Origin of the sequence: Pseudomonas nitroreducens (assembly GCF_014204515.1) — a bacterium.
Lineage (GTDB): Bacteria > Pseudomonadota > Gammaproteobacteria > Pseudomonadales > Pseudomonadaceae > Pseudomonas > Pseudomonas nitritireducens_A.
Genome location: NZ_JACHLI010000062.1, coordinates 1 through 19089, shown reverse-complemented (window position 1 = coordinate 19089; position 19089 = coordinate 1). Strand labels below are relative to the sequence as shown.

The following is a 19089-nucleotide window of genomic DNA, read 5'->3' as shown; positions in this document are numbered from 1 at the left end:
GCCTTGAACTACCGATCCCCAAGGGAATTTCGGCGGCGCAAACAGGCAGCAAAATTAGCGTGAGTCCCTGTACTCAGATGCGGGGAGCAGACCAGTACCAAGTTGACTGGGCGGCCCCCATTTCAATGGATATCTCCCAGTAACGTGCCACCCACGGTGCAGGGCAGCGGCAAGGATTCTCTGAGTCGCCGCTATTAGGCCGACGGAACAATACATTCGAAACCTTCAATGCGGCCTCATATAAGACAAGTACTATTCAATGACGTGTGGAAATCAGACGGGTCATGTTTGGCCGGCAATTCTGCGTGAAAGATAATTTCCAACCTGTCAGTGCGCGTCATCGCGCAGGACCAGTTTTGTTGAATGGGAGTCGCGCAGCGATTCCGGTTCAATTCCTATGAAGTTATTTTTCCTGGAATAAAAGATCAGATGCATCGTTTGAATAGTATTTTTAGAGTTGTATGGAGTAATAAGTCAAGCCGACCTGGCCTGGGTGATCAACGTTCGATGCCCAGGGCGGAATCCAGGGCATTATTCCGTATTGCAAATCTGCTGGGTGATAAAAGGTCCACTATCGCTTTAACCTTTGCCTCTGCATTCAGTTCTGCCATTGCCTATGCGGATATTGTGGTGACCGGCGATGTCAATCCAGGTGTGCCGGTTACGCCAGACTGGAAGATATCCGGGGCCCTGACCGTGGGAGATAGCGGGCAGGGTGCGCTGAGTATTTCCAATGGTGACACTGTCAGCATTGGCAATGTCGAGAGTTTCGTTGGAAAACAGGCGGGTAGCTCGGGAACAGTCACCGTGTCGGAGGCTTCTGAATGGGTGGCCAGCACGGGAACCTGGATTGTCAATGTTGGTTACTATGGTTCCGGAGCCTTGGAAGTAGAGGACGGCTCCAGCTTTAAAGCAGGCCAGCTCTGGCTTGGGCGTTTTGCTGATAGCGATGGTTCTGCAACTTTCCGCGGAACTGACACCCGTGCTGTCCTGAATGCGCAAATGTATGTAGGGCTGTGGGGCAATGGCTCTCTCGAGTTGCTCGATGGGGCGCAGCTCAAGGGTTTTCGTGCGCAAATCGGCACTGAAGATAGCGGTGTGGGCAATGCGCTTGTCTCAGGTGCGAATACAAGATGGGATATTGATGATTACTTCTCGGTCGGCAATAAAGGGACCGGTAATCTGAGGATCGAGGATGGCGCCGTCGTATCGGTTGCCAGCAACTCTACTGTCGTCGGCAACACAGCCAGTGGTTCGGGGGCTGCCGCTGTTTCCGGCGCCGGCTCGCAACTGGCTGCCCGAGGTCTTGTCGTTGGTAACTATGGCATTGGCAGCCTGCTCATCGAGCAGGGTGGCCTGGTATCGGCAGAGTCCATCAATGTCGGCAACGTATCGGGCGCCAGTGGTCTTGTAGAGGTCAAGGGGGCTGACTCGCGCTTGACATCGGAAAGCACGATCGTCGTTGCAAGCGCCGGCTCGGGCACGATGAGAGTCTCGGATGGCGGGCACGTCACCAGTTCCGGGGGGCTCGCAATCGTCGGTCTGCAAAATGGCTCCGAGGGGCTGCTTGACGTGACGGGTGCGGGTTCCCGAGTGGATCTCGATACGCCTTTCGAGATCGGTTATACGAGCGGAAGCAAGGGCGAACTGAATATTCTTGATGGCGCAGCCGTGACCAGTGGCGTCGGCACTATTGGCCGTGCCTCTGGTGCCATCGGCCGTGTCCTGGTGAGTGGCGAGGGTTCAAGCTGGGAAGCTCCCGAGATTCACTTGAGTGGGACTTATATTGGCGGAACCGGGGGACGTTCATCTCTCACCGTCAATAATGGTGCCGTGGTGAAATCCGATTTCATTCAGACGTCACCCGGCTCTTACGGTTATGCGGCGCTCAATATTGGCAGCGCGGGAGGTGACGCGGCCACTGCGGCGGGGACTATCGATACTTCCTACATCGAAATGGATAAGAACAGCGTCGTTGTCTTCAATCACACGGACAGCAACTATCAGTTCAACCCTGAAATCAAGGGCGCCGGTGAGGTTCATCTCTACAGTGGTGTTACCACGCTCAATGGCAACACTAGCTACCGCGGCGCTACCCGGCTCGAGGGTGGAACACTTCGCGCGGGCGCTGCCGGGACATTCAGTACGGCTTCTGAATATATCGTCAGCGAGTCGGGCCAACTCGATCTGGGCAATTACAGCCAGACCATTGCCAGCCTGAGAAATGGTGGCCTGGTCAGTTTCGGCGATCTATCCAGGGCGCCGCGCAATAACCTGTCGGGTACACCCGGCGCACTGCTGGTCGTGTCAGGCAACTATGCCGGCAATGGTGGCGTGGTGGAGATCAACACCCGGCTCGGCAGCGATGACTCGCTGACCGACAAGCTGGTCGTTCAGGGCAGGACTTCCGGCGACAGCCTCCTGAAGGTGAACAATGCGGGGGGTGAAGGCGATTTCACCTATGCCAACGGCATTCCGGTGGTGCAGGTCGAGGGGGCGTCCAATGGCGTGTTCAGCCTGGCCAATCGCGTCGTGGCGGGCAACTTTGAATACCTGCTGGCCAAGGGTGGCAAGGACAACCCGGACGATGGCGGCTGGTACCTGCGCTCCGAACGGCCGACGGAGCCCGCGACCCCGGTCATTCCGGTGCTGCCGGACGAGCCGGTAGAGCCAGTGGACCCGGTGGATCCCTTTGTTCCAGTAGACCCCGTCGATCCGGTCGCTCCCGTCGATCCCGTCGAGCCGGTACCGCCGGTGATCGTCGGCCCGGGTCCGTCCAAGCCTGGCCTGTACCGTCCTGAAATCGGTGCCTACCTGGGTAACCAGCTGGCGGCGATCAGCATGTTCCGGCACACCCTGCATGAACGTGCGGGTGAGCAGGACTTCAGCGAGGCGCAACGCGGTGAAGGCGCTACCCCGGGTTCGGTGTGGATGCGCGTGAAGCGTAACGACTTCACCGCCAACACCGGCGCCAGGCAGATCGACGTCGACACCAGCACCGACATCCTGCAGCTGGGCGCGGACCTGGTCCGTTGGACCGATGGCGACAGCCGTTATCACGCGGGTGTGATGGCCGCCACCGGCAAGGCCAGGACCGACGTGAGCTCCAACGTCCTGGGCTACAAGGCCAAGGGTGAAGTGGAAGGCTACAGCGTGGGTGTGTATGGCACCTGGTTCCAGAGTGCGAGCGAGCCTGCCGGCGCTTACGTCGATACCTGGCTGCAGTTCGGCGACTACGACAACAGCGTCAAGGGCGATGGCCTGGCGCGCGAGAAGTACGACAGCCGGACCTGGGCGGCTTCGGTCGAGTCGGGTTATGCGTTTGAAGTCGGTCAGGGCCAGGGCAAGGCGTACTACGTCGAGCCGCAGGCTCAGGTGATCTACACCGACTACCAGGCCGACAAGCACAAGGAGCAGAACGGCACCGTGGTCCGCTCGAAGAACTCCGGCGATGTCACCACTCGCCTGGGGGCCCGCGCCTACGTGCGCCCGACCGACAAGTCCGGTACCAGGGTGCAACCTTTCGTGGAAGCGAACTGGTGGCGTAGCGAGGCTGACAACGCGATGTCCTTCAACCACACCAGCGCCAAACTCGACGGCGCGAAGAATCTCTACGAGATGAAGGTGGGCGCCGAGGTGGCCATGGGGCAGGGCTGGAGTGCCTTTGGCCAGGTGGGCAAGCAGATGTCCTCGGGCGACCAGCAGGACGTGGCCGGCCAGATCGGCGTGAAGTACAGCTGGTAACTCGGACCAGGACCGCCACAGAACGCCCCGGACTACCGGGGCGTTTTCGTTTATCCCGGATCAGCGCGGTTCTCCTGCAGGCGCCAGCTACGGGAGGCTGAGGTAGCGTCCGATCAGCGCCAGGCCGCTGGCCAGTACCAGCCAGGTCACCAGCCGGACGAAGGCGTCGCGGGACAGCCGACGGGTCAGGCGCCGCCCGAGCCAGAGGCCCAGCGCCATCACGGGCAGCAGCACCAGCGCAAGCATCAGCAGCGCCGCGTCGGCATACACGCCCGCCAGCAGGAACAGGCTCAGGCGCACCACCGTGCTGCAGCTGATCAGCGCGCTCTGGGTGGCGCGGGCCTGTTCGCTGGAGGTCAGCCGGGCATTGAGGTACAGCGCGTAGAGGAAGCCACCGCTGCCGAACAGCGCGCCGAACAGGCCGCCCACCGTTCCCGCCGGCACTGCCCACCAGGGATTCAGCTGCTGCGGGCGGACCTTCACCGCCAGGCTGTAGAGCGCGTAGCCGCTGACGAACAGGCCCATCAGCAACAGCAGCAGGTCAGACTTCAATTGCAGGAGAAACACCACGCCCAGCGTGCAGCCCACCGCCATGCACGGCAGCAGCCTGAGCAGTTCATTGCGCGCCACGGCCTTGCGCGCCGGCAGCCAGTTGCCGAAGGCGGCGACGAAGTCCAGCAGGACCAGCAAGGGGATGATCCGCGACAGCGGCATGAAATGGATCAGCACCGGCCCGGCCACCAGCGCCGTGCCGAAGCCGGCGACGCCGAAGACTACGTAGGCCGCGGCGATACCCGCCAGGATGAGCAACCAGTCGACACCGGAGAAGGGCAGCAGGGCGAGGGCAGAGGCCAGCATGGGAAAACCACGGCAATGAAGGAACGCAGAGATTACCCAAGTAGACGCCACGGCGGCCAATAGGTAAGCCGCTACGGCCGGCCTGTGCTCGGCTTCACCCGCCCGGTCGAGCGGCTGCCAGTATCCGCGTCGACCTCAGGCGGGCAGGGTCGCCGCAGACGGCAGTTGCTCCAGTTGCTGTTGCAGTGCGGCACGGTGCTGCGGATGGGCGATCGCCAGCATGCATTCCACCCGTTGGCGCAGGCTCTTGCCGCGCAGGTCGGCAACGCCGAATTCGGTGACGATCAGCCCGGCATCGCTGCGCGGGATGGTCACCGGGCCCGCCAGCCGGGCGACGATGCGGCTGCTGGCGCCAGCGCTGGAGGGCAGGGCGATGATCGGCAGGCCGCCGCGGCTGCGCGCCGCACCGCGGAGGAAGTCCAGCGCGCCGCCCACCGCGCCGATGTAGCTGCCGGCGGCGACTTCCGAGTTGACCTGGCCGGTGAGGTCGACCTCCACGGCGGAGTTGATCGCCACGAGGCGCTCCAGGCTCGCCAGCACGTCGGCGTCGTGGGTGTAGGCGGTGGAGCGCAGCTGGATCGCCGGATTGTCGTGGGCGTAGTCATGGATCACCCGGCTGCCCAGCAGCACGCCGCCGATGGTCACGTCGCGGTCGCGGCTCTTGCGCGCACTGGTGATCACCCCGGCATGCATCAGCTGCGCCACACCGTCGCCGAGGCTGCCTGAATGCACGCCCAGGTCGCGATGGCCGCGCAGGGCGCCAAGTACCGCGTCGGGGATGGCACCGATGCCCATCTGCAAGGTGGCACCGTCGTCGATCAGTTCGGCGATGTGCGCGGCGATGCGGCTGTCCGCCTCGCGGATGCGCGCCGGCGGATTTTCCAGCGGTGGCCGGTCGGTGTGCAGGAGGGCGGCGAAGTCGTCCTCGCCCAGGGTCAGCTCGCCGAAGGTGCGCGGTGCCTGGCGATTGACTTCGGCGATCACCACCCGTGCGCGCTTGAGCGCCGGCAGCAGGTATTCGTGGGCGATGCCCAGGCTGTAGCGGCCCTGGGCGTCGGCCGGGGCGACCTGCAGCAGCAGGACGTCGATGCGCAGCGCGCCGCTGTCGATCAACGCCGGCAGTTGCGAGTAGTGGCAAGGCAGGATGTCGAGCACCCCGGCATTGCCCAGTTCACGGTTGGCGCCAGCGCCACAGTAGGCGAGCAGGTCGACCTGGTCGGCGTGCTCGGGGCGGCAGGTGGTGCTGTTGGCGATGCCCAGCAGCACGCGGAAGCGGCCGATGCGCGCGCGCTGCGCCATCAGCGCCTCGGTCAGCGGCAGCGGTTCGGCGTTGGCCTGGCCCCAGAGCACGGTGTCGCCGGGGCGGATCAGTTCACTGAGGTCGAGCGTGTCCGCTTGCAGCAGCTTTGGCATGGCTGGGCCGCATCCTGAAAGTTCGTCGGGGAGAAAGGCGGCGGCCCCGGGCGGGCCGCCGTACAGCGGGTGGCGGAAGGATCAGGCGATGGACGACGGATGCTGCGCCAGCGGGGTGACCTGCATCGTCATGTAGGGGAACAGCGGCAGGCTGGAGAGCAGGGCGTGCAGCTCATCGTTGCTCTCGACATCGAACACGCTGATGTTCGAGTACTGGCCGACCACGCGCCACAGGTGCGGCCATTTGCCCGAACGCTGGATCTCGGTGGCGCGGGCCTTCTCGGCGGCCTTGATCGCCTCGACTTCCTCGGCGGGGATATCGCGGGGAATGTTCACGTCCATTCTTACGCAGTACAGCATGGTGGTTCCTCGGGGTCAGGATTTGCTCTGGGACAGCTGGGCGCCGTTGCCGGCTTCGGCTTCATCGTCGTTGAGGAGCTTGGCGTCGACGTCCTGCAGGCGCACGCCACGGGTTTCCGGGAGCAGCAGCACGGCGGTGACGGAGAGCGCGTAGGCCACCAGGCAGAAGGTGCCGATGGACTGCGCCAGGCCGATCTTCTCGGAGAGCACGCCGACGCCGGCGATGGACAGCGCGCCGAGGGACTTGCCCAGGTTGTAGGAGAAGCCCATGCAGGTGGTGCGCACGTGGGTGGGGAAGAGTTCGCTGAGGAACGGGCCGAGCACCGCGAAGATGCCGGTGGCGAAGGCGCCCACCGGGAAGGCCATGAGCATCAGCAGCTCGGTGCTCATCGGCACCAGCATGTAGACCACGGTGAAGATCCAGGCGCCGATGCTGAACAGCAGCAGGGCCGGGCGACGGCCGTAGCGGTCGGCGATCCAGGCGGTGACCATGAAGCCGGCGAAGGCGCCCGCGCACATGATCAGCATGGTGAAGATCACCGGGCCGGGCTTGAGGCCGCGCTCGGAGACCATCAGCGTCGGCAGCCAGGCCATGATGGTGTAGGCGGCGGCCTGCAGGCCGGTGACCAGCACCGCGGCGAGCAGGGTCAGGCGGATCACCGCGGGGCGGAAGGCGGAGAGCATCGAAGCCTTCTCCTCGACCTTGGCGGTGGCCTGCTTGTAGATCTCCGGGTCCTTCACGTGGCGGCGGATGAACAGCACGAAGCCGGCCGGGATCACCCCGACCCAGAACGCCACGCGCCACGCCAGCTCCTGCGGCAGCCAGGCCAGCAGGCCGGTCATGATCACCGCGGCGGCGGCCCAGCCCAGGGCGAAGCCGCTCTGCACGAAGCCCAGCGCCTTGCCGCGGTGTTCGGGGCGGATGACCTCGGCCATCAGCGCCGCGCCCACCGCCCACTCACCGCCGAAACCCAGGCCCTGCAGGGTGCGGATCACCAGCATCTGCTCGTAGCTCTGGGCGAAGCCGGCGATGAAGCCGAACAGGGTGAACCAGCAGATGGTGAAGATCAGGATGCGCACGCGACCGTAGCGGTCGCTGAGGATGCCGGCGATCCAGCCGCCCAGGGAGGCCGAGAGCAGCGCGGCGGTGCCGACCACGCCGGCCTCGCCCTTGGAGATCTGCCACACCGCCATCAGCGCCGGCAGCAGGAAGCTGAACATCTGCGCGTCGTAGGTATCCAGGGCCCAGCCGGAGAAGCAGGCCCAGAAGGTCTTGCGCTCCTGGCGGGAGCCGGTTTTGTACCAGTCGAACATGGGAAGTACCGTCCTTATTGTTATTGGGTGTCGGTTCGTGGCGCGGGCCACGATTGCAGCGTCGGGTTGGTGCTCGTCGTGCGAGCTGACCGCCAGGCGGGCGGGGTGTCAGTTCGTGGAACGAGCATGGGGCAGATTGCTTCGCGCGCCCATTTGCCTTTGCGAAAGGCAGCCTTTGCGCCGGGTTAAGCGCTCAGTCGGTCCTCGGCGAAATCAGCAGGTCCTGGGCCATGCTGGCGATCAGGCGGCCGTCGCGGCGGTAGATGTGCGCCAGCGCCAGGCCGCGCCCGGCGAGGCTGCGAGTGCCCTGGCTGACGAACAGCAGCCAGTCGTCGCAGGCCGGCTCCGGGGTGTGGAACCACAGCGTGTGATTGAGGTTGGCGATGTAGTGCCCCTGCCACAGTCCGCTGGCGCTGGCGGGCGGCGCCAGGGCACCGTGGAACCAGCAGTCGGAGAGATAGGCCAGCGCCGCGTGGTGCAGGCCGCCTTCGGCCGTCAGCGGTTGCAGCAGGCGCACCCAGTAGGCGATCTCGTTCTGCGCCGGCGTGGCGCCGAAGTACGCCTCCGGGTTCACCGGGCGGATGTCCAGCAGCGGTTGCCCGGTGAAGCGCAGCTGCGCGGCCTCGCCCTGGCCCGGGTAGCGTTCGGCCAGCTCGCGCAGGTCCGGCAGGCTTTCCGGGGAGGGGACATGGCCCTCCAGGCGCGGCGCCGCCTCGATGCAATCGCCCGGTTGCTGGAAGGTCGCGTGGGCGCTGAGCACCAGCGCCGTGCCCTGCACGCCGTAGATGTGCCGGCTGGAAAAGCGCCGGCCATCCTGCAGCGCTTCCACCTTGTACTCCAGCGCGTCCTCGGGCCGGGCGCCCTGCAGGAAGGTCGCCTGCAGGGTGCTCGGCACGCGGTTCGGCACGGTCTGCGCGGCGGCCCAGAGGGCCTGGCCGAGCAGTTGTCCGGCGTACACGCGACCGTTGATGTTGCTGTCGTTGACGGTGGCGCGGAAGGTGTCCTGCGGGCCGTCTTCCAGGCTCAGCAGCTGTGTCAGATCGCCCTGGTCCCAGGCTCTGGCGCGGTCGAAGGTGCCCACGGTAGCCTCCTCAGGCGGAGCTGCCCAGGGCGCGTTCGGCGCTCGGGCTCAGGGCCCGCGCGGGGCGCTCAGGCAGCGTCGAGAAGTCCAGCGGGATCGGCGTGACGGCCTGCAATGCCTCGGCCGTGGTCTCGCCCACCAGCTCGATGACCTGCACGCCCTCGGCGGTGATTTCCAGGGTGGCGAGGTCGGTGTAGACGCGGCTGACGCAGCCGATGCCGGTGAGCGGATAGGTGCAGCGCTGGATGAGCTTGCACGCCCCGTCCTTGGCCAGGTGCTCCATCATCACGAAGATGCGCTTGGCGCCGATGGCCAGGTCCATGGCGCCGCCGACGGCGGGGATGGCATCCGGCGCGCCGGTGTGCCAGTTGGCCAGGTCACCGTTGGCCGCGACCTGGAAGGCCCCTAGCACGCAGATGTCCAGATGGCCGCCGCGCATCATGCCGAAGGAGTCGGCGTGGTGGAAGAACGCCGCTCCCGGATGTAATTCAATGGGCTCCTTGCCGGCGTTGATCATGTCCCAGTCTTCCTCGCCGGGCTTGGCCCCGGTCCAGCGGCCGAGCACGCCGTTCTCGCTGTGCAGGAAGATGTCCTTGTCCGCCGGCAGGTGGTTGGCCACCAGGGTCGGCAGGCCGATGCCGAGGTTGACGTAGGCGCCCTCGGGGATGTCGCGGGCCACGCGGGTGGCCATGGCGTTGCGGGTCTGTTTGTCCATGCTCAACCTGCCTTGCTTTGGCTAACGGAGCTGCTGCGCTGCACGATGTGCCTGACGAAGATGCCGGGGGTGACCACGTGTTCGGGGTCGATCTCGCCCAGCTCGCAGACGCGGCCCACCGAGGCGATGGTGTGGCGCGCGGCCATGGCCATCACCGGGCTGAAGTTGCGTGCGGTCTTGCGGTAGGTGAGGTTGCCCCAGCGGTCGCCAAGTTCTGCGTTGATCAGCGCGTAGTCGACATGGATCGGCGACTCCAGCACGTAGTGGCGGCCGTCGATCTCGCGGGTTTCCTTGCCCTCGGCCAGCAGCGTGCCGTAGCCGGTGGGCGTGAAGAAGCCGCCGATGCCGCAGCCGGCGGCGCGCAGGCGTTCGGCGAGGTTGCCCTGGGGGACGATCTCCAGCTCGATTTTGCCTGCGCGATACAGCTCCTCGAAGACGTGGGAGCCGACCATGCGCGGGTAGGAGCAGAGAATCCGCCGCACCTGGCCGGCCTTGAGCAGGGCGGCCAGGCCGCTGTCGCCCTGGCCGGCGTTGTTGCTCACCAGGGTAAGGTCGCGCGCGCCCTGGGCGATCAGCGCGTCGATCAGGTCCTCGGGCATCCCGGCGCCGCCGAAGCCGCCCACGGCGATGGTCGCGCCGTCGGGAATCTCGGCCAGCGCCTGGGCGGCACTGGGGCAAAGCTTGTCGATCATGACTGCGGGTCCTTTGTCGTTGTTATCGCGGACGGACGCGGCTTTCGAAAGCCCTCATCGCCCCTGGAAACCAGCTTGCCAGTGCGCCTGGAGGGTCACAATTTCAGTCTGCGGAAGGGGCGTTTAACCGCCGGTTAAGAGGGCGTGCGCCCCGCCTGCGACGGGGCCTGGCGCGTTGTCGCGAGGGTCAGACGCCAGCCACGCCGACGGTCATGCCGCCGCAGACGTAGAGCACCTGGCCGGTGACGAAACCGGCGCGCGCATCGAGGAAGAACGAGGCCGCCTGGGCGATATCCTCCGGCACGCCGAGCCGCTTGACCGGCACGCTGTCGATGATCGCCTGGGTGCGCGGGCTGTCCGGCGGGTTGGCGCGTTCGAACAGCTCGGTGCGGATCGGCCCCGGCCCGATGGCGTTGGCGGTGATGCCGTGGCGGCCCAGCTCCAGCGCCCAGACGCGGGTCATGCCCAGCAGCCCGGCCTTGGTGGCGGCGTACGCGGTACGCAGCTCCTTGCCCAGCGCGGCGCGCGAGGACATGTTGAGGATGCGCCCGAAGCCGGCCTGCTTCATGCCCGGCAGCAGCGCCTGCATGCACTGCAGCGAGCAGCGCACGTTGAGCGCCCAGACCCGCTCCAGTTCCTCGAAACTCTGCTCGTCCGCCGGGTTGGGGCAGACCATGCCGACGTTGTTCACCAGGCGGGTGATCGGCCCGTCGGCCAGCGCCTGCTCCAGTGCCGCGGCGGTGGCGGCGGTGTCGGTGAGATCGGCGATCAGGCCGTCGCCGAGGCGGTCGATGATCACCGGCTCGAAGCCGTCCTCGCGGCAGCGTTGGGCGATGGCGGCGCCGATACCGGAGGCGCCTCCGGTGATGAGTACGCGTTCTTGTGGCACGGTGGACTCCGTCAGACAGTGGCGATGGGGTTGAGCGGCGCACCAACGGCGCCGGGCAGGCGCAGCGGCGGGGCGGTGAGCAGGAAGCGGTTGCGGCCATGGGCGCGCAGCCAGTTGGCCAGCGGCGTGAGGTGCCACAGCTCGCCCAGGTGCACGCCGAGCTTGAACAGGCAGTGGTGATGCAGCGGCATCACCGAGCAGCAGTCGCCGGCGTGCCCGGCGGGGAAGATTTCCACCGAGTAGTTGTCGGCGGCGATGGCCACCAGGTTGCTGTCGGTGATCCAGTTCAGCAGGCGGCTGTCGTTGCCGTCGAGCACCGCGGCCAGGCGTTCCAGCTCGGCCGGATCGGGGTTGCGGTTCATCCCCAGCAGCGCCTCGGCGTAGCCGGTGTGCAGGCAGACGAGGTCGCCGGCTTCCACCTCCACGCGGTCGGCTTCGAGCACGCGCATCAGTTCGTCGTAGCCGACATGGGTGCGGCCCAGGCCGTAGTGGTGGTGCAGGTCGACCATCACGCCGCGGCCCTGCACGCAGGTCTCGGCCATCCGCTCGATGCCCAGGGCGTGGGCGCAGGAAGTGCTGTGCGGCTTGATCGGCCCGGCGATGCCGCAGTCCTCCAGTTCACTGGGACCTTCGACGTCGCCGCCGGCGCTGAAGCCGTTGTAGTACAGCGGCTCGGGCACGCCGTCGTCGTTGGCGTCGAACAGCGCGCCGACGTGGGACAGCGCATCCCACTGGGTGGAGTACTGCAGGTGGAGGATCGCCAGGTCGTCGCTGAGCACGTCCGGCCGGCCTTCCTGGATCCACTGGTACTGGTAGTTCATGTTGACCCCGCCCTTGCGCAGCAGCGGGCGCAGGATCGGTGGCAGGCGGTTGACGTTCATCGCGTTGCCGCCGGGATAGTCCAGCGGCAGGCTGAGGCAGAAGGCCAGGCCTTCGCGGACTTCGGCGATGCCCTGGAGCACTTTCTGCGGGGTCAGCAGGTTCAGTCGTCCCCTCTGGTCGTCAGGGCCGAAATCGCCCCAGTTCGAGCCCTCGGGGCGGTTCTTCCAGCGTGGTTCGGCCATGGTCAGTGGTCCTTTCTTATTGTCGGTGGCGGGTCGCCCGGGATGGCGGCGCGTCCTTGTGCTGCAAGGCTCCCAGACTCGTTGGAGGCGGACAATTGGCCTCTTTGGAAGGCGGCTTTAACCGGCGGTTAAGCGCGCCCGGTCAGCCCGTGCGGTACCAGTCGATCAGGCTGTCGGCGAAGTCGCGGGCGAAGGCCGAGAGGCCGTCGAAATCCTGCGCGCAGAGCTGGAAGGTGCGCACCGCCCAGGGGTCGAGCAGCTTGCAGGAGCCGATCTTCTGGCTGCCCTTGAGGCGCTCGAAGCCGGCCTGGGGGACGATGGCGATGCCGGCGCCGGCTTCCACCATGCGGAAGATCGCGTCGGAGCTGGCGACCTGCACGCGCAGCGTCAGCGGAATGTGCAGCGCCGCTGCGGCGCGGCTGAGGAAGACGTGGATGGCGCTGCCTTCGAGCAGGGAGACGAACTCGTACTGCAGCGCCTGCTTGAAGTGCACTTCGCCGTGTTCCAGGATCGGGTGGCCCTCCGGGGCGATCACCATCAGCCGGCTGCTCACCAGCGGCACGCTCTGCAGGCCATCGGTGACCACGCTGCCGGAGACGATGCCCAGGTCCGCGCTGCCGTCGCGGATGCAGCGCACGATGTCGTCGGAGAGGCGCTCGCGCATGTCGATGTGCACGTCCGGGTGGCTCTTGAGGTACTCGCCCACCACCGGCGGCAGGTACTCGGTGATGGCGGTGGTGTTGGCCAGCAGGCGCAGCTGGCCCTTGAGCCCTTCGGCGTACTGCTGCAGGTCGCCGGTGAGCATCTCCAGCTGGGAGAGGATGATCCGCGCATGCTGCAGGTAGGTCCTGCCGGCGTTGGTCAGGGTCACGCCCTGGGGCGAGCGCTCCAGCAGGCGCATGCCGAGGTTGTCTTCCAGGTTCTTGATGCGGTTGCTGGTGGCCGGCACCGAGAGGAAGGAGCGTTCCGCGCCGCGGGTGAGGCTGCTGGTTTCCGCGATGTTGATGAACAAGCGGAAGTCGGTGATATCGAAATGCATCGCCATGGTCAGGTACTTCTTGCCAAGTGGTATACCACGGTACTGGCTGGCGAATGGCCTGCATAGACGGCATTCGTCGGTCCGGCTTCGCGCTGGTAGCCCGCGCCGACGCTGCCTGGGCGTGCGTCGACGCGGGCTATCGGCTCACCAGTGGGCGCCCTCGAAGGCGAAGCCCGCGCCCTGGCGGCGGATGAAGCCGCAGTGCGGTTCGCCGAAGTGCACCGGCAGGATCAGCGCGCCGGAGTCGGCGGCGTCGTTGAGGAAGGCCAGGCGCGTCTGACGGGCGGTGTCCTCCCAGATGCAGTAGCCGGAGTTGATCTCCGGGCGGACGATCTGCACCGGGCTGTGCAGGATGTCGCCGCAGAAGAGGCCTTCCTCGTTCTGCGAGCGCACCTTGAAGATCACCTGGCCGGGGCTGTGGCCGGGCGCCGCGAGCACCTGCAGGCAGTCGGCGATTTCCTCGCCCGGCTGCATCATCTTCGCCAGCCCCGCGTCGACGATGGGCATCACGCTGTCGAAGAAGGATTCGCCGAACACGTCGATGACGCCGCCTTCCTTGTTCTTGCCCTGGTGGCAGAAGTCGAAGTCGTCCCTGGGGAAGTGGTAGGTGGCGTTGGGGAAGGTGGGCTCCCAGCGGCCGTCCTTCCAGGTGGTGTTCCAGCCCACGTGGTCGGAATGCAGGTGGGTGATCACCACGCGGGTCACCTTCTCCGGTGCTGCGCCGGCGGCGGTCATCCACTCGCGTACCAGGCCGTTGAGCATGTTCATCCGCGCGATGCCGGGGCGCGGCTTGAAGTTGCCGACGCCGGTGTCGATCACCACGATCTCGTTGCCCACGTGGACGATCCAGAACTGGATGGTGACGATGAGCCGGTTCATGTGCTCGATCCAGTGGTTGGGCGCCATCAGCTCGCGGTGTTCGGCCAGCACGCCCTGGTCCATCTGCGGGAAGAGGAAGGCCGGGTCGTGGGTGGGGCCGGCGTACTCGAGAATGCGGGTGACCTTGATGTCACCGATCATGCGGGACTGCATCATGGCGCGGTGTTCCTCATTGTTGTTCTTGGGTTGATCGCACGGCTTGCACGGCAAGGCCGCTCACGGTGGTCGTCAGGCGGCGTGGCGGCTGGCGCCGACACGGTGCTGGGGTTGTTCGATGAACTCGCGGTAGATTGCCGCGCCGGACAGCCCGTTGCACACGTAGCCGCGCACCAGCGCCGCGACCAGGCGCGGACTCTGCAGCGGCATGAAGTGCCCGGAGGCTACCTGCAACGGCTCGATCTGCGTGGCGAATCCGGCCAGGCGCTCGATTTCCGCCGGGGGCCGCAGCGCGTCGTACTCGCCGGCCACCAGCAGGGTGCGGGCCGGCAGGCGCGGCAGGTCGGCCTCCAGTTCCAGCCCGGCGAGCATGGCGAAGGTAGCGGCGAAGCCTTGCGGATCGGCGGCGCGCCAGCGCAAACGGAAAGCTTCGAAGACTTCCTCGTCGGTGCGCAGCGGTTCCGGCCAGGTCTTGTCCAGCAGCGCCGGTACCAGTTCGCCCAGGCCTTCGCTGCGCAGCGCGGCGGCGCGCTGGCGAGTGGCTTCGCGAGCCGTGGCGGCGACTCCGCAGGCCGGTGCCAGGCCGATCAGCTGCTGGCAGCGCTCGGGGTAGCAGGCAGCGAAGCGGATAGCGATGGCCGCACCCACTGCCACGCCCATCAGCGCGACGGGTGTGTCGATGTGCAGCGCATCCAGCAGGGCGGTGAGGTCGGCGACGTGGTCGTCGATGGCCAGCTCGCCGGAGATTTTCTCCGACAGCCCGGCGCAGCGCGTGTCGTAGCGCAGCAGGGTGAGTTCGCCGGCCAGCGTCGCGCAGAGGTCGTCCCAGCTTTCCAGGCTGCCGCCCATCTCGTGCACCAGCACCAGCACCGGGGCAGCCGCGCGGTCGGCCGGCAGCAGCTGGTAGCGCAGGGCGGTGCGGTTGACTTCGATCCAGCTCAGGTTCGGGGTCTGCGGCATGACCACCTCACACCCGCTCGAACAGCGCGGCCAGGCCCTGGCCGCCGCCGATGCACATGGTCTCCAGGCCGAAGCGCGAGCCGCGGCGCTGCATCTCGTGGAGCAGGGTGGTCATGATGCGTACGCCGGTGGCGCCGATCGGGTGGCCGAGGGAGATGCCCGAGCCGTTGACGTTGACCCGCTCGTCGTTCTCCAGGCCCCAGGCCTTGAGCACCGCCAATGCCTGGGCGGCGAAGGCCTCGTTGACCTCGATCAGGTCCATCTCCGCCAGGGTGCGCTGGCTGCGTTGCAGCAGCCGCTCCACCGCCGGCACCGGGCCGATGCCCATGCGCGCTGGGTCGCAACCGGCGGCCGCCCAGTCCACCAGGCGCGCCAGCGGCTGCAGGTTGTGGCGCTTCGCGTAGTCCGGCGACACCACCAGGCAGGCTGCTGCCGCATCGTTCTGCTGGCTGGAGTTGCCGGCGGTGCAGACGCCGTCGGGCAGCAGCGTGCGCAGGCCGGCCATGCCGTCGAGGCTGGCGTCTTCGCGGATGCCTTCGTCCATCGACACCAGGGTCTGGCTGCCGCGCTTGCCCGGCACCGTCACCGGTACCACTTCGTTGGCGAAGCGGCCTTCGCGCCAGGCGCTGGCGGCGTTCTGGTGGCTGCGCACGGCGAAGCGGTCGGCTTCCTCGCGGCTGATGGCGTAGTCGCGGGCGAGGTTCTCGGCGGTCTCGGGCATGCCGGAGATGCGCCCGAAGCGCTCCTGCGGCTGCGAGCGCTCGCGGCCGCGCTCCAGGCGGTCGTGGAACTTCACGCTGCCGGCGCGGGCGCCCCAACGCATGTCGGTGCTGTAGTACTCGATGTTGCTCATGCTCTCCACGCCCACCACCAGCACCGCCTGGGCGGCGCCGGTCTGCACGTGCATGGCGGCGTCGATCACCGCCTGCAGCCCCGAGCCGCAGCGACGGTCGAGGGTGTAGCCGGGCACTTCCAGCGGCAGGCCGGCGGCCAGCGCGGCGTAGCGGCCCATGCAGGGCGCCTCGCTGGAGGCATAGGACTGCGCGACGATGACCTCGTCCAGGGTCGCCGGCGGCACGTCCACCCGCTGCAGCAGCGCCTGGATGATGCCGGCGGCGAGCTGGTCGGCGCTCAGTGGGGCGAGGGCGCCGCCGAACTTGCCGATGGGGGTTCGCAGGGGGGAAACGATCAGCGCGTCGTGCATGGGGTCGGCCTTGTTCCTGGAAGTGAAGGATGGGCAGGAGAATTGCCGGCCAGCATGGGCAAGGCGATGCGCGGCGGGCAATTTCGCATCGCGAAAGCCTGCCTTCGGCATTGCTTAAGTCGCTGCGTCCGCCGGGGCTGCGCGGCGCTCTTCGTTTTCCTGAAACGGCTCCTTAAGCAAAACCCAATACCTGCTCGCGCCTTCGCCTTTGCATCCTCTGCGCACCCCGGCGTTCCCCCTCCGGGTCATTTCCCGTTTCGCAAAACAACAACAACCAACACGGATACTTCCATGCAGAATCCTTCCCTGGCGCAGCTCTTCGGTCTGCTCGCGCTGCCGCCCGCCCTCGCTCTGCCGGCCCTGGCCCAGGCCGAATTCATCAAGGACAGCAGCGTCAGCCTCAGCCTGCGCAACGTCTATTTCAACCGCGACTTCCGCCAGGACAACGCTCCGCAATCCAAGCGCGAGGAGTGGGCCCAGGGCTTCATGTTCAGCGCCAAGTCCGGCTACACCGAAGGTACCGTGGGCGTCGGCCTGGAGCTCTACAGCGCGCTGGGCCTGAAGCTGGATTCCTCCGATGCGCGCGCCGGCACCGGCCTGCTGCCCAACCGCTTCGGCGACTCCGGTCCGGGCAGCTACAGCGACCTGTCGGGTGTGGCGAAGATGAAGATCGCCAAGACCGAGCTGAAGGTCGGCGGCTTCACCCCGAAGACGCCGATCCTGCTCTCCAGCGACGCCCGCCTGCTGCCGCCGATCTACAACGGCGCCACCCTGAGCTCCACCGACATCGACAACCTGACCCTGGACCTGGGCCGCTTCGACAAGGTCAACTTCCGCAATTCCAGCGGCAACCATGACGAGATCATCGCCGGCAACTACGGCGTCAGCGGCGATCACTTCGACTACTTCGGCGCCACCTACGCCTTCTCGCCGACGGTCAACGTCGCCTACTGGCGCGCCGAGCTGCAGGACGTCTACCAGCAGAACTACCTGGGCTTCAACGGCAGCCGCAAGGCCGGCGACTGGGTACTGAGCGCCAACCTGGGCTACTTCGATTCCTCCGAGAACGGCGCAGCCCGTGGCGGCGACATCGACAACGGCCTGACCACCGCAATGCTCTCGGCCAATTACGGCGCGCAGACCTTCCGCGTCGGCTACCAGGACAACAGCGGCGACAGCCCCTTCCCGTACCTGCAGGACGCCGACACCTACGGCGCCAACGTGGTGCAGATCCTCGACTTCACCCGCGCCCGCGAGACCTCCTGGCAGCTGCGCCACGACCTGGACTTCGCCGTGTTCGGCGTGCCCGGTCTGACCATGATCAACCGCTACATCCGCGGCGACGGCTATGAGATCGGCGGCCAGTCCGGCAAGGAATGGGAGCGCAACCTCGACGTCACCTACGTGGTGCAGAGCGGCCCGCTGAAGAACCTCGGCGTGCGCTGGCGCAACGCCACGGTGCGCTCCGATGGTGCCGGCGAGCTGGACGAGAATCGCCTGATCCTCTCCTACACGCTGCCGCTCAAGTGAATCGCGCCGGCCACCCTTCACAAGGGGGTGGCCGGTCGATCCGCCGGGCCGCTTCAGCGAGCGCTCCGGTGCGTCCTGCGCACGGTGAATCATCCATCGCCTTGCGCAATCCCCACCCTGCGGTACCCGAACGCCCGGTCTCCACGATGGACCGGGCGTTCGTTTTTTTGCGATACGAAAGTGAAAGCAGGCAGGCATAAAAAAGCCGGCCACGTGAGCCGGCAAAAGCGAGTTCGTTTGACTCAGTCGTGCAGGGCCAGCAGGCGACGGGCGCGCTCGATCACCGGGGCGTCGACCATCTGCCCGTCGAGCTGGAAGGCGCCATTGCCCTGGGCCGCACCGACGATCTTGTGTGCCCAGTCGAGCTGCTCGCGGGTCGGCGCCAGTGCCTGGTGCACACCGCTGACCTGGCGCGGGTGGATGCACAGCATGCCGGCGAAACCGGCGTCGCGGGCATCACGGGCGAAGCGGGCGAGACCGTCGAGGTCGGCGATGTCGGGGAACACCGTGTCCAGCGGCGCCGCCAGGCCGGCCAGGCGGGTATGCACGAGCAGGTCGTAGCGCACCTGGTCGAGCAGGCGCGCCGCGGCGCTGCTGCCGGCGCTCATGCCCAGGTCCAGGCACAGGTCGAGGCCGCCGAAGGTCAGGCGCTGCACGCCGGGCACACGGGCCATTTCCGCCAGGGCCAGCAGGCCCAGGGCGCTCTCGATGATCGGCAGCACCGGCTTGCCGAGGGCGGCGGCGTTGACCACCTGCTCGACGCTTTCCGCCTTGGGCAGCAACACGCCGAGCACGCCGCGATGGCGGCACAGGTCCAGATCGGCGTTGTGCTCGGGATGACCGGCCATGTTCACCCGTACCCACACGCCAGCCTCCGGCGTGGCGTCGAGGAAGGCGCGCAGGTGGTCGCGCGCCTGGGCCTTGGCGGACGCCTGCACGGCGTCCTCCAGGTCGACTATCACCACGTCGGCGCCGCTGGCCAGGGCCTTGGCGAAACGCTCCGGACGATCGCCGGGCACGAACAGCGCGCTGCGCAGCTTTTCCAGGGGTATGTTTTCCAGGGGCATGTCCATGGGCAAGGCCTCCTCAGAACGAGCGCGGCAGTTCGAGCAGGTGCTCGGCCACGTACGACAGGATCAGGTTGGTGGAGATCGGCGCCACCTGGTACAGGCGGGTCTCGCGGAACTTGCG

At 66.8% G+C, this 19089-nt stretch carries 17 protein-coding genes; 2 read left to right on the top strand and 15 right to left on the bottom strand.

The features are described 5' to 3' along the window. Positions 1-363: 363 nt before the first annotated feature. Positions 364-3744: an autotransporter outer membrane beta-barrel domain-containing protein gene (locus tag HNP46_RS35085; protein WP_184598790.1), complete on the top strand. Its 3381-nt coding sequence runs from the start codon at positions 364-366 to the stop codon at positions 3742-3744. Between the two features lie 87 nt (positions 3745-3831). Here the strand turns inward: HNP46_RS35085 and HNP46_RS35080 are convergent, their stop codons facing one another. From HNP46_RS35080 to HNP46_RS35020, 13 genes are all read right to left on the bottom strand, one after another. After that, positions 3832-4602 (bottom strand): sulfite exporter TauE/SafE family protein, encoded by a 771-nt coding sequence (locus HNP46_RS35080; RefSeq protein WP_184598787.1) that lies wholly within the window; start codon positions 4600-4602, stop codon positions 3832-3834. A 135-nt stretch (positions 4603-4737) separates the two neighbouring features. Next, positions 4738-6015, bottom strand: coding sequence for an acetyl-CoA hydrolase/transferase family protein (locus HNP46_RS35075; RefSeq protein ID WP_184598785.1), 1278 nt, complete (start codon positions 6013-6015; stop codon positions 4738-4740). An 81-nt stretch (positions 6016-6096) separates the two neighbouring features. Beyond that, the gene (gene catC / locus HNP46_RS35070; RefSeq protein WP_184598782.1) at positions 6097-6375 is read right to left on the bottom strand and encodes a muconolactone Delta-isomerase; all 279 of its coding nucleotides are present in this window, start codon (positions 6373-6375) and stop codon (positions 6097-6099) included. 15 nt (positions 6376-6390) lie between these two features. Continuing rightward, complete coding sequence (locus HNP46_RS35065; RefSeq protein WP_184598780.1) at positions 6391-7689, bottom strand: MFS transporter; 1299 nt, start codon at positions 7687-7689, stop codon at positions 6391-6393. Positions 7690-7882: 193 nt separating this feature from the next. Beyond that, positions 7883-8770 (bottom strand): acyl-CoA thioesterase, encoded by an 888-nt coding sequence (locus tag HNP46_RS35060; protein ID WP_184598778.1) that lies wholly within the window; start codon positions 8768-8770, stop codon positions 7883-7885. 10 nt (positions 8771-8780) lie between these two features. Then, entirely contained in the window at positions 8781-9485 is a 705-nt protein-coding gene (locus HNP46_RS35055) for a 3-oxoacid CoA-transferase subunit B (RefSeq protein ID WP_184598776.1), read from the bottom strand. Between the two features lie 2 nt (positions 9486-9487). After that, positions 9488-10177 (bottom strand): 3-oxoacid CoA-transferase subunit A, encoded by a 690-nt coding sequence (locus HNP46_RS35050; RefSeq protein ID WP_184598773.1) that lies wholly within the window; start codon positions 10175-10177, stop codon positions 9488-9490. 187 nt (positions 10178-10364) lie between these two features. After that, complete coding sequence (locus HNP46_RS35045) at positions 10365-11066, bottom strand: SDR family oxidoreductase (protein ID WP_184598771.1); 702 nt, start codon at positions 11064-11066, stop codon at positions 10365-10367. A gap of 11 nt (positions 11067-11077) precedes the next feature. Then, complete coding sequence (locus tag HNP46_RS35040; protein WP_184598769.1) at positions 11078-12130, bottom strand: cyclase family protein; 1053 nt, start codon at positions 12128-12130, stop codon at positions 11078-11080. 142 nt (positions 12131-12272) lie between these two features. Then, a complete protein-coding gene (locus HNP46_RS35035) occupies positions 12273-13175 on the bottom strand; it encodes a LysR substrate-binding domain-containing protein (RefSeq protein WP_184598767.1) in 903 nt (300 codons plus the stop codon). Between the two features lie 138 nt (positions 13176-13313). Then, entirely contained in the window at positions 13314-14204 is an 891-nt protein-coding gene (locus HNP46_RS35030) for an MBL fold metallo-hydrolase (RefSeq protein ID WP_184598764.1), read from the bottom strand. 72 nt (positions 14205-14276) lie between these two features. Next, positions 14277-15164: an alpha/beta fold hydrolase gene (locus tag HNP46_RS35025; protein WP_260403348.1), complete on the bottom strand. Its 888-nt coding sequence runs from the start codon at positions 15162-15164 to the stop codon at positions 14277-14279. A 7-nt stretch (positions 15165-15171) separates the two neighbouring features. Beyond that, complete coding sequence (locus tag HNP46_RS35020; protein WP_184598762.1) at positions 15172-16368, bottom strand: acetyl-CoA C-acetyltransferase; 1197 nt, start codon at positions 16366-16368, stop codon at positions 15172-15174. Between the two features lie 291 nt (positions 16369-16659). On the opposite strand from HNP46_RS35020, the gene HNP46_RS35015 reads away from it, so the two are divergent. Continuing rightward, the gene (locus HNP46_RS35015; protein ID WP_184598760.1) at positions 16660-17898 is read left to right on the top strand and encodes an OprD family porin; all 1239 of its coding nucleotides are present in this window, start codon (positions 16660-16662) and stop codon (positions 17896-17898) included. A 242-nt stretch (positions 17899-18140) separates the two neighbouring features. Here HNP46_RS35015 and HNP46_RS35010 read toward each other — a convergent pair whose 3' ends face one another. Both HNP46_RS35010 and HNP46_RS36000 read right to left on the bottom strand, forming a co-directional pair. Further along, positions 18141-18965, bottom strand: coding sequence for an HpcH/HpaI aldolase/citrate lyase family protein (locus tag HNP46_RS35010; protein WP_184598792.1), 825 nt, complete (start codon positions 18963-18965; stop codon positions 18141-18143). A 19-nt stretch (positions 18966-18984) separates the two neighbouring features. Further along, positions 18985-19089 (bottom strand): hypothetical protein (locus HNP46_RS36000; protein WP_253392587.1); only part of this gene is annotated, 105 nt, incomplete at its 5' end.